Origin of the sequence: Bradyrhizobium altum (genome assembly GCF_020889705.1) — a bacterium.
Lineage (GTDB): Bacteria > Pseudomonadota > Alphaproteobacteria > Rhizobiales > Xanthobacteraceae > Bradyrhizobium > Bradyrhizobium altum.
On sequence record NZ_JACMYP010000247.1, the window covers coordinates 1 to 12,984 of the forward strand.

Below are 12,984 nucleotides of genomic sequence, written 5' to 3' on the forward strand. Positions count from 1 at the left end.
TCTCGGACGCGCCGCGGCGCAGGCCAGCCGCAACGCGCGCAAGACCTACGCCAACGTGCCGTCGCCCTCGCCGGAATTCGACCGGCTCGAGCCGAGCCTCGAAAATCGCGGCGGCGATCCCGAGGCGCCGTATTCCTACGACGAGTCGGTCGAGGAGGCGGAGCGTTACACCCCGCAGCCGCCACAGGGGCCGCCGCCGCCACGCGCGCGGGTCAGCAATGCCGAGCGCGAGCCGAAGCAGCCGCGTGTCGGTTCGATGTTCCCGTTCAAGACCGCGATCGCGATCGGCATCCTGCTGATCCTGGTCGGCACCGGCTTTCTGTTCCACCAGCAGGCCGCCACCCTCGTCAGCAGCCTGTTCAAATCCTCGGCCCCCGTCGAGGCGCCGAAGGATGCCGCGGCGACGCCTTCGAGCAAGAAGATCACCGACCGCGTCGGCCAGCCGTCGTCGTCGGGCGAGCCGGTCGCTCCGGTGGCGCAGCGCGTGGTGCTCTATGACGAGGACCCGTCGGATCCGAAGGGCAAGCAATATGTCGGTTCGGTGGTCTGGCGCACCGAGCAGGTCAAGGGATCGGGCAACCAGAAGCCCGACATCGCCGTGCGCGCCGACATCGACATCCCCGACCGCAAGTTCAAGATGACGATGTCGTTCCGCCGCAACACCGATTCATCGCTGCCGGCGAGCCACACCGCGGAATTGACCTTCATCCTGCCGCAGGACTTCGCCAATGGCGGCGTCGGCAACGTGCCGGGCATCCTGATGAAGTCCAACGAGCAGGCGCGCGGCACGCCGCTGGCCGGGCTCGCGGTCAAGGTCACCGACGGCTTCTTCCTGGTCGGCCTCTCCAATGTCGACGCCGACCGCTCGCGCAATTTGCAGCTCCTGAAGGAGCGGTCCTGGTTCGACGTGCCGCTGGTCTACACCAACCAGCGCCGCGCCATCATCGCGATCGAAAAGGGCGCCCCCGGCGAGCGCGCCTTCAACGAGGCGTTCGCCGCGTGGGGTGAGTAGCGTCCTCGCGCTCACCTCGGTGCTCACGATGTCATCGCCCGGCTCTGTCCGGGCGTTTCCGTATCGCAGCGACATCAGGCTGGTTGTTGCAGCGCATTCGACGCGCAAATCTCCGGAACGTTGCCGGGCGCTTTCGAATTCCACTAGAACCGTCGCGCGCCACTGCGTTACACTTGGCTGACGTCGGGCAAGGGCACGCCATGAAACGCTATCTGATCTTCGCAGCCATCGGGCCGTTCATCGGCGGCTTCCTGCTGCTGCTCATGACCACCTATCAGTCCGGCTACTGGACCGAGACCGATCGCGGCGAGGTGACGAAGCTGCTCGTCGTGTTCGTGAAGTCGCTGCAATACAATTATCTGTTCGGCATCGTGCCGTCGCTGATGTTCGGCGCGATCGACGACATCCTGATGCATATGCGGCGGATCACGCCGCTGGTACGGATGCTGATCGTCGGTGCAGTGGCGTTCGTTGGCGCCGCGCTGACCTACGCCTCGCACGGCTCCGAAAGCGGAGCGGTGCAGTTCATCCTGTACGGGCTGGTCGGCTTCATCCCGGGCGTGATCACGTCCTGGCTGGCGCACAAATACGCCGAAGAGCTGCACGCGCCGGCACAGCCGGCATCCCAGCACTAACAATCGCTTTGCGGAATCTACCGGCAGGGCCATTGCTGGTGCGCTCCGGTATCCTTGTGAGCAGCCCTGTCGAGCTAGGGAGGGCCTATCATGGACCGCAGCCCTCGGTGGATAGGCAGATCTATTTCGTGTTGGCACCGGTTAATCGTCAACGGCTTCCGCATCTGAGTAAGCTCAGCAGCGATAGCGGCTTTCCCAGTTGCAGCCGTGACGTCCGTAGCGGGAAAACTAGCGATCCGAAGCGGCCAACTGCACCGTTTGGCGCCCGCCGTTGATCTCTCTCAACTGGTTTACGTATTCCTCAGGCTTCAACAAATGGAATGGAGCCTTCAGACCCATGAAGCTCGCTATGCGACCAATAAAGGCCGTGCAATTGGTCGTTTCCGCGTTCCAAACAGGAGAGGTGGCCTGAAGGTGCTTAATATGCGCAAAAACTTTCTGCGCGTCGGCCTCGCTTAAGTACACGCGATAGCTGGCCGTCAAATATTGCTCGTCAAGGTCACCGTAGCTTGCTCCCGTCTCAGAGGGCACCCACATGAGATGTCCCAGCACATAAGGGAGCACGTCGCCCGCCGGGTGCAGCCCCGCGACTTCGACCTGCTTCTCGCTAGTCTTGCCGTACCAAACAAACGCATGCCCATAAGAAGCCGCCGTTCGGGCACGAAAGTCCACGTAGTACGGCCCTTTGGTCGAAGCCCTTCGAACCGGCTTCACATCTGCTCCAGAAGCGGAACCGCTTGGACCAGCAACGGCCGCTGCCACAACCGACCGTGACGGCGGTTTGTGCGGCTTGTCCTGCTGCAGCGGCGCTTGATCCGTTTGCGCAGCCAATTGCTGCGCGTTACCGATGCCGGCTTCCAAAATCACGGAAGCCACAACGACACCGATCCCGGCAAGCAGCCGAAGGCCGCTCCGTTTCGCTTCTGGCACGTTCAAAACCTCACAAGGGCAAGATATCGACCCCGAGCAGCGCCTTCAGCAAAGGCGCTGCCTGGGCGATCCTCGAGCTAACCCTTCGTTACGATCGGAGCAGGAGCTTTTCCAACCGGGTACTTGCCGACCGGGTACTTGCCAACCGGATATTTGCCGATTGGCATCTTGCCAACCGGAGCCGTTGCAGTAACCGGCTGCGGATGAGGTAGGTCGGCCGCACTGGCGGCAGCCGCGAAACCGAATGTCGCAACTCCAACAACCAGAAACTTCAGCATCGTGATCTCCGAGATGGGAAGCATGAATGTGAGTAGCTTACCCTCTAACGGCCGCGGCGCAATTAACGCTGTGCCAAAGCTGGTGCTCGCGCGGTCGTTTCCTTGCCGGGTGTGACAAAAACGGCACGCGGTTTTTGCTTTGGGTTAGTACCGGATGCGGGGCGGCGAGGGCAGCCTTGTACGCCGGCTCAGAACAGTCTCGGCATAATGCGCCCGGTCCGCGCCATATACTCGCGATACTCGTCGCCGAACGTTTCCGCCATCATCTGTTCTTCTCTGGCCACCCGCCCGAAAAACAAAGTTCCAAATCCGATAAGGCCAGCGAAACCAGCTACCAAATTTGGCAAGAGCAAGGCCTGAGCGACAGCCCAAAGCCAGAATGCGGTATACATGGGGTGGCGAATTTTTCGATAAATCCCGTCTGTGATCAGGTGATGATTTTCCCGCACGTCGAGACTTAAGGACCAATTCCGACCAAGAGCGCGATGGGTTAGCCGGAACATGACCAGCGCCGCAACCGCGAGGAAAACGCCCAGCCACGCTTGAACTGGCCGGAAGGCGTATGATGCGAAATGAGGTATGGCCGTTACGATGTAGATGAGTGGCACAATACCAAGACCCGTGAGCGATATCAGCAGCAGGGTGTTTTCGCGAGGACCTCGGGCGCTCCGCAAGACCTTCTCACGGCGAGCACGACGCGCGTATCTGTAGCGGATGAGGTACCAACCGACCGCCATCATCACAAACACGAACTTGGTAATAGCAGGCGTCATCGTGACCAAGCGCTAGTTCCGCTGGCGCCATCTTTGCCGACCATCGAAAGGGCGCCATCCTTAGCGAGCGTCTGAGATCTGACCGAAACAGGCCCACAGACCAACATGAAGTAATCATACAAGGCCTGCGGGTTGTTTCCACTGATAAGTTGGCAGTCCGACCGCCAGTATCTACGCCGGATGCGTCGCTGGGTTCAGTCTTTGGGACGGATAACACAACACGGTGGACGGTTATGATCGCATTGGTCGAGCCTTTGCTACAGCTGTCTCAAATAGTACCCGTTGAGAAAGACATACACGAAGACATTCTTGTAGCGTCCCTGTGTCCAGCTCGTCTGCGATCGACAGGATTGCGAGCGCCGGACCGGGTGCCATGGCAAGGCTTTTTCTATCTTACCGGCGGCGAAGCCACGATAGCTCTCCGGTCTATTATCGCCAACACTCGCGGGAGTAACCGCGACGCTAGAAATGCATGACCGCCAGCCGTGAGATGGATGAAGTCAAACGCGTAATACTGCGGGGGAATCTCTTCGTCGTACACGATGCTTTTAATGGCGCGATCACGCAGCCGCCGCTCCATCGCCGCGATGTTGGCCGCCCGCTGCTCCTTCGTAACAAAGAAGCGCCTATCATTGCCTCCAGGCTGCAGGATTACGATGTCGGTTCCGGTTGGCACGTCGCTATCAATGCGCTTGAGCATACCAGCAGTGGTATCAAAGGGAACGCCGGCATTGACAACGGTCGCATTGACGCCCTTCTCTCTCAGCAGGGCTTCTAACTTGGCTGGGTAAGCGCCCTGCTTCCCAACGTACCAACCTTGCGTGTTGCTTGCGCCGACCGCCACGATTTGAATCGGCTTCGTGAAGGCGGCGCTCACTGTCGCCAAAATACACACAGCGATGGCGATTGAGAAATTTCTATACGGCGTCACTAACTGTCTCCGCGGCCTGAAGTGCTAAAAAACACGGACACCGGGCTTCAACAGAGACCTGACCCAAAGCCTCGCTTCAAACTGTCTTTTGGGCGTTATGCTAAGAATTGGTCGAAGTTCGGGCTGCAGGTAAAACCAAGTTGGAAGGACTCCGGTGTCCTCGTGGGCGCGCGGCAGCGGCTCCGATTGCCCTGATCTTTCGTATAACCATGCTATGCAACGCCGCGCTTTTATCGATGTTGAAGTGACTGACGTTCGCGTCACGAACATAAAAGTTTGTGAGCTCGCCGTGGAAGCCGATTCCGCGACTTATTCGAACGCTGTCATTTTTGTACAAATTCAGAACCCGCGCGACATTGGCCGTTGCCGCATGAGGGGATGTTCCGTCGAATGGAACAACCAAGGCAACCGGCACGCCCATCTGGCCAAGGTACTCTGCCATCGACATCACAGCATCCGCACCAAGAGAGTGCCCCACCAGTATAATAGGCCCACGCTGGCCCGCCCTATATTTTGCGGTAATTTCGTCGGCAACGCTTTTCCACTGGGTGTGATTGGCGACAGCCGTGGCGACGCCAGCTGCTCGCAGCTGGGCGGCAAGGTCATCCATGCCCAAAGAAAAAACGTTCAGTAATCCGCGAAATAAATAAACGTGCGCCGTAGAAGACTGCAGTCGAGCGGGCGACTCTGTCGATCTGACTGCAACCATCATTCCGGGCCTCGCCTGAGCCCCGCTGCTCAAAAGCAAACTGCTTGCAAAAAGAACCGTCAAGCCGGCGCATACCAGCGCCGCGCCGTAACGCAATCTTTCCATTTCAGGGTCCTCGTCCACCTCAATTCGAGTTGCATTAAACCAGACCCGCGAATCGTGACAATCAAGAACGGCTTCGAAAAACGGGTTGAGGCGCGCAATTAGCTCACTGTCGCGGATTAGCCACACCGAAGAAAGCGATCGCGCCACGACCGTTCATGACATTCCACGGTCAACCGGCCCCCACTAACCGTCCCCTGCACTTTTTTGCTCAAGGCCAATCTCAATGAGTGCCACCGCGCGGACGAAGTGGTACTTCAATAGGCCGAGATCCGCATCATCCATGTCAGGTTGACCAAGGATTGCCGATCAACGTCGCGCGAGTCCCCAGTAGAGTGTCCATGCATTTCGATTTCCCCGAATGAGTGGCAATCAATATCCTTGCAGATTTCGAGTTGCTTGATGATTCAACGACGGCACGTCTTCCACATTGGTGGTTACGATCCAATCACCCCAGAAGAGCAGGTCGAACGCTTGCGTCGCTCGCTCTCGAGCTTCGATAAGATTTGGGGCGCTTCTTCACGGCTGTCGGAAATCTCGAGCACATCTGCAATTAATGCTTCGTGTAGCCTGGAGGCATGGGGGCCAAACTGGAAAACTTACGTCACCTTCGAAATGCTGCGCTGGGATGATCTCATTCGGTGCAATTCGGGAGTCGGGCTCGTGCCTCGTCTCGTTCAAGCTCTGAAAGCGCTGTTCGACTTCATCATAACGGGAACACTATTTAGATATGCGATCGCAAGCTGGAAATACGCGCTCTTCTTCATCTTTCCATATTGCTGCCTACTGTTGATTGCGTTTTGCAGCATTGGGCTATCATATCTGGTGATCAGGCTCATACACGCGACATTTTGGGTAGAACAATTTCTGCTTGGAATTTTTCTATCGCTTGCCATCTTCGTCAGCTCGATGCTCTGGATTGGACCAAAGCGTCGGATAAATCACATTCTCGATGATGCGATTTTCTCCCACCAATTTCTTTACGGGCAGAAAAGCGAACTTGATAAGCGGCTCAGCGTTTTTGCGGACCTGATACTAAAAACAGTTCGGGCCGCAGAAGTTGATGAAGTTCTGATTGTTGGCCATTCCCTTGGCGCTGCGCTCTCAATAGCGGCGGTGGCGCGCGCGCTAGAATCGGATCCTCTGCTTGAAACGCGCGGACCCAAGCTATGCATTCTTACAGTAGGCGCCACTATTCCTAAATTCTCGTTGCATCCGATGGGGGGCCAAATACGAAAAGCGGCACAACTTGTAGCCGGAACGTCTGCGATAGACTGGGTCGAATACCAAGCACGAGATGACGCAATCAGCTTCTATCGCTTCGACCCCGTCACTCTGAAGCGTATCAGTCGAGACCATTCAGGAGGCCACCCAACGATTCGGCGCGTCCAAATACATTCGATGGTAAGTCCGACCCGCTTCAGACGTCATCGGTTTAACTTTATGCAGATGCACTATCAGTTTTTAATGGGAAACGATCAGCGTTCGGTTTACGACTATTGCATGATTACTTGCGGCCCGCTCGACTTCAATGTCGCGACTTCACCGTCTGGAGCCGTCAGGCTATTCGAGGAAAACGGTTCGGTAATGACGACCGAACTTGATAAGTAGCCTCTTCGCTCCAGCTTAATCAAAACTGGCCCAGGTTTTGTTCTCTCGCGTAAGCGATGGCCCTAATCAGCGAGCGCCAAATGCCGCGAGCACGCGCCTGCCTCAACAGATATTCGCTGCCAGAGCAGATTTTCGTGCAATTTCTCGCGCCGGAGAATGCCTTAAACCGATCCCATAGCGCATTTTGCGAATCGGGCGACAAGAATGCACCATCAAAGCTTCGGACTAAACACCCAGGGCATGGGCGCTCGTACTCACAAGCGACAGCTTCCAGGGGAAGCAGGAGCCGCCAGTTCAGGCGTGATCGACGGCTCTGACCCGTCGGCGAAACAAGTGCATCGCAATTTGGACAGGAAGCCGAGTTGATCGCTCGGCGAGCGACGGATCGCGACATTACGGCAATCTTATCAATGTATTAGATGCCGGCGGCAAACCGGGTGCGCTGTCCTTCACGCAACTGTCACATGGACGTCATGTAAACGTAGTCCCAATGTCACATGGCCGCTTTTGTCCTCCCGCGGCTGTGAGGGCGATCCATGAGCGATGTAGCGTTACCTGGTTCGATCGAGCCTGCGCGTAGCGGCGGGCCCGATCTCGAGAAAGGCTTTCATCCTCTCACCGGCATCATCTATCTCGGCGTGATCGGCGCCGCGCTGCTGTTCGTGGCCTACAGCATCTACGCGGACGTTGGCGCGACGGGCGCCGGCAAGACCTCGTATCTCGCGTTCCTGCTGCTGTTCGTTGCGCTGCTGATCTCGCTCGGCTTCGAATTCGTGAACGGCTTTCACGACACGGCGAACGCCGTCGCGACCGTGATCTACACGCGCTCGATGCCGGCCCACATTGCCGTCGTCTGGTCGGGGCTCTTCAATCTGATCGGTGTCCTGCTCTCCAGCGGCGCCGTCGCCTTCGGCATCGTCTCGCTGTTGCCGGTCGAACTGATCCTTCAGGTCGGCAGCAGCGCCGGCTTCGCCATGGTGTTTGCGCTGCTGATCGCCGCCATCAGCTGGAACGTGGGTACCTGGTATTTTGGATTGCCCGCCTCGAGTTCGCACACCCTGATCGGATCGATCATGGGCGTCGGTATTGCGAATGCCCTGATGCACGGAAGGGAAGGGACCTCCGGCGTGGATTGGTCGCAGGCCGTCAACACCGGCAAGGCGCTGCTGCTGTCGCCTCTGTTCGGATTTGCGCTCGCTGCCATCCTGCTCTACGGGCTGAAAACCGCGCTGTTGCGCGCAACGCCGGCGCTGTTCGGCGAGCCGAAAGGCGATCAGCCGCCGCCATGGTGGATCCGCGGCATCCTGATCCTGACCTGCACCATGGTCAGCTTCTTTCACGGGTCGAACGACGGTCAAAAAGGCATGGGTCTCATCATGCTCATTTTGATCGGCGTGGTCCCGACCGCTTACGCACTCAACCGCGCGATGCCTGCAAGTCAGATCGCGGCATTCACCGCGAATTCGGCGGCGGCGAGCAAGGTCATCGAGGATAAGGGGGCCGATCGCAAGGTGACGGGAAATCCGCGTCCGGCGGTGACGAACTACATCGCCCTTCGACAACTCACCGACGATACCTATCCGTCACTCGCCGTTCTCGTCAGCGAAATCAGCGACCAGGTCATTCAGTACGGTTCGCTGGCGAAATTCCCGGCCGAGACCGTCGGCAACACGCGTAACGACATGTATCTGGTATCGGAGGCGCTGCGCTCGCTGATGAAGAGCAGCGACAGCGGGCTGAACGATGCCGATGTCGCGACGCTCAATCGCTACAAGGGCTCGCTGGATGCCGCGACCAAATTCATTCCGTCCTGGGTGAAGATTGCGGTCGCCATCGCGCTCGGCCTCGGCACGATGGTCGGCTGGAAGCGCATCGTCGTGACAGTGGGTGAAAAGATCGGCAAGACCCATCTGACCTACGCGCAGGGCGCCTGCGCCGAGATCACGGCGGCGGCGACCATCGCCGCGGCGGACGGATACGGCCTGCCGGTGTCGACGACGCATGTGCTGTCGTCCGGTATCGCAGGCACCATGACCGCGAACGGGTCCGGCCTGCAATGGTCGACAATCCGCAATATCGCGATGGCCTGGGTTCTGACTCTGCCAATGGCGATGCTGATCTCGGGCGTGCTCTACTTTGTTTTCGCGCATTTATTCTAGCCAGTACTGCAGAGAACTGGACGTACGGTATCTGCGTCCGAGTTCGGGGAAAGGGATTTCGAGTGGCAGATGCAAGCTTCAGCCTTCTGACGGGCAACGATATCGAAACGCGCCTGGTCCGAGCCGGTGGCATTATTTTTCGCGAGGGCGAGCAAGCCAACGAGCTGTTCGTGATCAAGAGCGGCTACGTGCGCATTCAGGTCGGCAACAAGACCATGGCGGACCTGCCGGCCGACACGATCTTTGGCGAAATGGCGTTGATCGACAACGAGCCAAGAAGTGCGACCGCCACGGCGCTCACGGATGTCGAGCTCCCCGGTCTCGGAAAAGCAGTTTCTCTTCCTCGTCGGCCAGACGCCGCATTTTGCCCTGAAGGTGATGAGGACGCTGGCCCAGCGGCTCAGAACCATGAACAAGGGCGTCTTCTAGGCCAACGCGACGGTAACGGGCCTTCAACGTGACACAGTGGTAATGTGACGCAACTTGAACGACCTGCCTGCGTTACCATGTGATGGCCATGCCCGAGGACGACATTTTCTCCCCCCACGCCACGCGATCGCGGCCGCCTTTCGGCGGGGCGCAGGCGCACGCAAAGGTCATCGATCAGGACGGGCGCGAGCTCGGCGATGGCCCGCTGCATCCGCAGTTCCAAGGTTTTCAGGGAGCCTTTCAGGAAGGCTTCCGCTTCGACTTCCGCAACTCCACCGCCAACCCGTTCGGCAACCTGACGCGCGAGGAGCGGCTCGCGCGGCTGGAGGTGATCGCAAAGCTGCTCGACGTCGCCTTCGTCGTGCCGGGCACCAACGTCCGCTACGGTATCGACGGGCTGATCGGCCTGATCCCGGTGATCGGCGATCTCATCACCACCGCGATCTCGCTGTGGCTGGTGCGTGAAGCCCGTCTGCTGGGTGCGCCCTGGCACATCACCGCGCGGATGCTTGCCAACGTCGCCGTCGACGGCGTGGTCGGCATGGTGCCGGTGGCGGGCGATGCCTTCGACGTCATGTTCCGCGCCAATATCCGCAATGTGCGGATGCTGCGGCGCTGGCTCGACAAGCAGCCGAGACTCTAACCTCAAAAGCAAAAGCCCCCGGATCGGTCCGAGGGCTTTTCGTTAGCGATGAGTAGAAGGTCTATGCAGCGTCGGCGTCGGTCTGGGCCGGCTCGGGGCGCGGACGGCGCGGCAGCGGGAAGCCTTCGCTCTCATACAGCGAACGGATGCCGTTCTGGTCGAAACGGGCTTCCTCGACCTGCAGATATGCGCCGTTCAGCGAGTCCGCCGGCAGCTCTTCCATCGCAAAGCGCACGGCTTCGGCGGCGGTGCCGAAACGGCGATAGGCGAAGCCGGCCCGCTTCTTCTTGCGGATCGCGGCGGGGAACAGTTCAGCGGACGTGTTATAGTTGAACGGACGCAGGGGACGCATGGTCGACGACCTCTTGTGTTCTTGGCATAGAGCGGCGAAAGGGATTTTGGGGGACGGCGGCCTATAATCGGCGGCGCGCCGTACATGTCATTTCGATCCCTAATATAGGCCTCTTTGACAAAAATGCGACCCCAGAAGCGCCCCCGGCAGGGCACATGCTGAATCCGCGCATGGCACGCGGTCAATCAAAATAACTCCATTTATTTCAACGGCTTATAGCCATTAAATCTTGTCGAGCCAGGCCAGGATCGCGACCACGATCAAAATCACCCCGAAAAGGCCCATTCCGGAGTGGCCGAGACCATAGCCATAGCCGCGGATGCGGCCGCTATAGCCGCCCAGCAGGATAATCAGCAGGAGGATGATGAGGATCAGTCCAAGCGACATGGCGCCCTCCTCAGAACGGGCGGCAGCCGCACGGCGAGACGCCTACGGCCCCGCGAATCCGGAGCAAAGCACATTCCGGGGCGCGAGTCGTTAAGGCCGCCGGCCGATCACGAGGATGTTGTTGGGCGCCGGGGCGGCTATTTCTTGCTTTCGTCGATCGGGAGCACCTTCAGGGGCGTCGGGTAGGGCTCGACCCGCAGCGAGTCGCTGGCGATCAGGCCGATCTTGTGCAGCGGCGCCTGTTCGAGCTCGCCGGAAGCGGATTTGTGCACGGCGTATTGCCAGACGCTCATCGAGCCCTTGGCGACCAGCATCTTGGCGATGCCGCCGGCATTCTGGCCTTCGACCTGCGCGAGATCGGCATCCGTCAGGCCGATGACGATTTCGTCCTTGGAGGTGATGACCTTGAACAGCGAGATCTTGTCGGCGGCGAACGCCGGCATGCTCACCGTGCTCCCGATGACGAAGCTGGCAAGGCCGAGACCAAACAACAACTTTGCTGGAATTGGCGACATCAAAATTTCCTTATGTTTACGCGCGCGGAAGGACGGCCGCGCCAAAACAAAACCCCGCGCGACCGGTTCTTGGTCGCGCGGGGTGGAGAAATTGTTCGACGTGAGGCCGGGATATTTGCCAAATCCACTGTCGTTATTGCCAGGCTTGACCCGGCAATCCATCGCAGAGTTGCCGCCGTCACTTCTTCTCGTTCAGCTTCAACGCCGCCGAGTTGATGCAGTAGCGCAGGCCGGTGGGGCCGGGGCCGTCGTTGAAGACATGGCCGAGATGGCCGTCGCATTTCGAGCACAGCACCTCGGTGCGGACCATGCCGTGGCTCATATCGTGCTCCTCGTCGACATGGCTCTTGGCCGCGGGCTTGGAGAAGCTCGGCCAGCCGCAGCCGGAATCGAACTTCTGGTCGGACTCGAACAGCGGCTGCCCGCAGCCGGCGCAGACATAGGTGCCCTTGCGCGGATCATGCTCATATTCGCCGGTGAAGGGCCGCTCTGTCGCCTTTTCCCGCAGCACGGCGTACTGCATCGGCGTCAATTCCTTGCGCCATTCGGCCTCGCTCTTGCGGACCTTGCCGTCGGTTTTGGTATCGGACATGGAAACTCCCTTGTTGTCGTCATTGCGAGCGAAGCGAAGCAATCCAGTGTGAGGGACGCACATGGATTGCTTCGTTGCTTCGCTCCTCGCAATGACGGTGACTGTTCCGTCAGTTGGTGACCTTGGTGCTGCTCACCAGCGTCGGCTTCTCGATGTAATTCTCCGCGAAGATCTTCTTCAGGTTCTCGACCTTCGGGATGTCGTTATACGCAATATAGGGTTGGTTCGGGTGCAGCGTCAGATAGTCCTGGTGGTAGCCCTCCGCCGGATAGAACGCCTCCAGCGCGCCGACCTTGGTGACGATCGGCTTCTTGTAGACCTTGGCCGCGTTGAGCTGGGCGATATAGGCATCCGCCACCTTCTTCTGCTCGTCGCTGGTCGTGAAGATCGCCGAGCGATATTGCGTGCCGGAGTCGGGGCCCTGCCGGTTCAACTGGGTCGGGTCATGCACGACGGAGAAGAAGATCTGCAGGATCTTGCCGTAGGAGATCTTCTGCGGGTCGTACTTGATCTCGACGGACTCGGCGTGGCCGGTGGTGCCGGTCGAGACCTTCTCGTAATCGGCATTCGCCTTGCTGCCGCCGGAGTAGCCGGACACCGCGCTGACGACGCCGGCGGTGTGCTGGAACACGCCCTGCACACCCCAGAAGCAGCCGCCGGCAAGCACCGCGGTCTTGATGCCGGTTTCCGGCGTGCTCGCGGCCGGCGGCGGGATGACCACGGCGTCCTCGGCGGCAAGCGAGGGCGCAACGGCAAAAGCGGCAACGGCCAGCGCGCCGATCGCGGCGGCGCAAAGCGAGAGGCGGCTGAGGGAGCTTTTGGGCATGGGTTCCTCGTGGGATCGCAATTTGGGGCCAGTCTAGAGCGGGAGCCGGCATTGGCAAATCGGGCCGGGCTGCTCCGACGCTTAAAAATACGGGCGAGGG

General features: G+C 59.4%; 16 protein-coding genes. 6 read left to right on the forward strand and 10 right to left on the reverse strand.

Annotation, left to right across the window (positions count from 1 at the left end; genetic code table 11):
• Positions 1-1,012, forward strand: a 1,012-nt coding sequence (locus H8B02_RS37745; RefSeq protein ID WP_229170847.1) for a hypothetical protein, incomplete at its 5' end; no start/stop codon positions are given.
• Positions 1,013-1,212: 200 nt separating this feature from the next.
• A complete protein-coding gene (locus tag H8B02_RS37750; protein WP_229170848.1) occupies positions 1,213-1,647 on the forward strand; it encodes a DUF5413 family protein in 435 nt (144 codons plus the stop codon).
• A 228-nt stretch (positions 1,648-1,875) separates the two neighbouring features.
• On the opposite strand, the gene H8B02_RS37755 is transcribed toward H8B02_RS37750, so the two are convergent.
• The 5 genes from H8B02_RS37755 to H8B02_RS48680 form a co-directional block, all read right to left on the reverse strand.
• Positions 1,876-2,577, reverse strand: coding sequence for a hypothetical protein (locus H8B02_RS37755; protein ID WP_229170849.1), 702 nt, complete (start codon positions 2,575-2,577; stop codon positions 1,876-1,878).
• Positions 2,578-2,654: 77 nt separating this feature from the next.
• Complete coding sequence (locus H8B02_RS37760; protein WP_229170850.1) at positions 2,655-2,855, reverse strand: hypothetical protein; 201 nt, start codon at positions 2,853-2,855, stop codon at positions 2,655-2,657.
• A 188-nt stretch (positions 2,856-3,043) separates the two neighbouring features.
• Entirely contained in the window at positions 3,044-3,628 is a 585-nt protein-coding gene (locus H8B02_RS37765; RefSeq protein ID WP_229170860.1) for a protein-S-isoprenylcysteine O-methyltransferase, read from the reverse strand.
• A 388-nt stretch (positions 3,629-4,016) separates the two neighbouring features.
• Positions 4,017-4,559 carry an SGNH/GDSL hydrolase family protein gene (locus tag H8B02_RS37770; RefSeq protein WP_229170851.1) on the reverse strand — a complete coding sequence of 181 codons (543 nt, stop codon included), beginning with the start codon at positions 4,557-4,559 and terminating at the stop codon, positions 4,017-4,019.
• Positions 4,560-4,659: 100 nt separating this feature from the next.
• Positions 4,660-5,520 carry a thioesterase domain-containing protein gene (locus H8B02_RS48680; RefSeq protein WP_229170852.1) on the reverse strand — a complete coding sequence of 287 codons (861 nt, stop codon included), beginning with the start codon at positions 5,518-5,520 and terminating at the stop codon, positions 4,660-4,662.
• Between the two features lie 252 nt (positions 5,521-5,772).
• On the opposite strand from H8B02_RS48680, the gene H8B02_RS37780 reads away from it, so the two are divergent.
• The 4 genes from H8B02_RS37780 to H8B02_RS37795 all read left to right on the forward strand — a co-directional run bounded on the left by H8B02_RS37780 (position 5,773) and on the right by H8B02_RS37795 (position 10,212).
• Positions 5,773-6,981, forward strand: a complete 1,209-nt coding sequence (locus tag H8B02_RS37780; protein WP_229170853.1) for an alpha/beta hydrolase — start codon at positions 5,773-5,775, stop codon at positions 6,979-6,981.
• A gap of 536 nt (positions 6,982-7,517) precedes the next feature.
• The gene (locus tag H8B02_RS37785; protein WP_229170854.1) at positions 7,518-9,140 is read left to right on the forward strand and encodes an inorganic phosphate transporter; all 1,623 of its coding nucleotides are present in this window, start codon (positions 7,518-7,520) and stop codon (positions 9,138-9,140) included.
• 62 nt (positions 9,141-9,202) lie between these two features.
• Positions 9,203-9,601, forward strand: coding sequence for a cyclic nucleotide-binding domain-containing protein (locus H8B02_RS37790; protein ID WP_229170855.1), 399 nt, complete (start codon positions 9,203-9,205; stop codon positions 9,599-9,601).
• A 50-nt stretch (positions 9,602-9,651) separates the two neighbouring features.
• Positions 9,652-10,212 carry a DUF4112 domain-containing protein gene (locus tag H8B02_RS37795; RefSeq protein WP_229170856.1) on the forward strand — a complete coding sequence of 187 codons (561 nt, stop codon included), beginning with the start codon at positions 9,652-9,654 and terminating at the stop codon, positions 10,210-10,212.
• Between the two features lie 61 nt (positions 10,213-10,273).
• On the opposite strand, the gene H8B02_RS37800 is transcribed toward H8B02_RS37795, so the two are convergent.
• The 5 genes from H8B02_RS37800 to msrA all read right to left on the reverse strand — a co-directional run bounded on the left by H8B02_RS37800 (position 10,274) and on the right by msrA (position 12,884).
• A complete protein-coding gene (locus tag H8B02_RS37800) occupies positions 10,274-10,564 on the reverse strand; it encodes a hypothetical protein (RefSeq protein WP_092117298.1) in 291 nt (96 codons plus the stop codon).
• Between the two features lie 222 nt (positions 10,565-10,786).
• Positions 10,787-10,951, reverse strand: a complete 165-nt coding sequence (locus H8B02_RS37805; RefSeq protein ID WP_016844323.1) for a DUF3309 family protein — start codon at positions 10,949-10,951, stop codon at positions 10,787-10,789.
• 137 nt (positions 10,952-11,088) lie between these two features.
• Positions 11,089-11,466, reverse strand: coding sequence for a hypothetical protein (locus H8B02_RS37810; RefSeq protein ID WP_229170857.1), 378 nt, complete (start codon positions 11,464-11,466; stop codon positions 11,089-11,091).
• Between the two features lie 178 nt (positions 11,467-11,644).
• Entirely contained in the window at positions 11,645-12,058 is a 414-nt protein-coding gene (msrB, locus tag H8B02_RS37815) for a peptide-methionine (R)-S-oxide reductase MsrB (RefSeq protein ID WP_229170858.1), read from the reverse strand.
• Positions 12,059-12,167: 109 nt separating this feature from the next.
• The gene (msrA, locus tag H8B02_RS37820; RefSeq protein WP_229170859.1) at positions 12,168-12,884 is read right to left on the reverse strand and encodes a peptide-methionine (S)-S-oxide reductase MsrA; all 717 of its coding nucleotides are present in this window, start codon (positions 12,882-12,884) and stop codon (positions 12,168-12,170) included.
• Positions 12,885-12,984: the final 100 nt, after the last annotated feature.

Excerpts from the sequence above, each read along its gene's own strand:
- H8B02_RS37760 (WP_229170850.1), bottom strand. The coding sequence starts at position 2,855 with ATGCTGAAGTTTCTGGTTGTTGGAGTTGCGACATTCGGTTTCGCGGCT.
- H8B02_RS37780 (WP_229170853.1), top strand. The coding sequence starts at position 5,773 with ATGATTCAACGACGGCACGTCTTCCACATTGGTGGTTACGATCCAATC.
- H8B02_RS37750 (WP_229170848.1), top strand. The coding sequence starts at position 1,213 with ATGAAACGCTATCTGATCTTCGCAGCCATCGGGCCGTTCATCGGCGGC.
- H8B02_RS37765 (WP_229170860.1), bottom strand. The coding sequence starts at position 3,628 with ATGACGCCTGCTATTACCAAGTTCGTGTTTGTGATGATGGCGGTCGGT.
- msrB (WP_229170858.1), bottom strand. The coding sequence starts at position 12,058 with ATGTCCGATACCAAAACCGACGGCAAGGTCCGCAAGAGCGAGGCCGAA.
- H8B02_RS37810 (WP_229170857.1), bottom strand. The coding sequence starts at position 11,466 with ATGTCGCCAATTCCAGCAAAGTTGTTGTTTGGTCTCGGCCTTGCCAGC.
- msrA (WP_229170859.1), bottom strand. The coding sequence starts at position 12,884 with ATGCCCAAAAGCTCCCTCAGCCGCCTCTCGCTTTGCGCCGCCGCGATC.
- H8B02_RS37785 (WP_229170854.1), top strand. The coding sequence starts at position 7,518 with ATGAGCGATGTAGCGTTACCTGGTTCGATCGAGCCTGCGCGTAGCGGC.
- H8B02_RS37805 (WP_016844323.1), bottom strand. The coding sequence starts at position 10,951 with ATGTCGCTTGGACTGATCCTCATCATCCTCCTGCTGATTATCCTGCTG.
- H8B02_RS37800 (WP_092117298.1), bottom strand. The coding sequence starts at position 10,564 with ATGCGTCCCCTGCGTCCGTTCAACTATAACACGTCCGCTGAACTGTTC.
- H8B02_RS37795 (WP_229170856.1), top strand. The coding sequence starts at position 9,652 with ATGGCCATGCCCGAGGACGACATTTTCTCCCCCCACGCCACGCGATCG.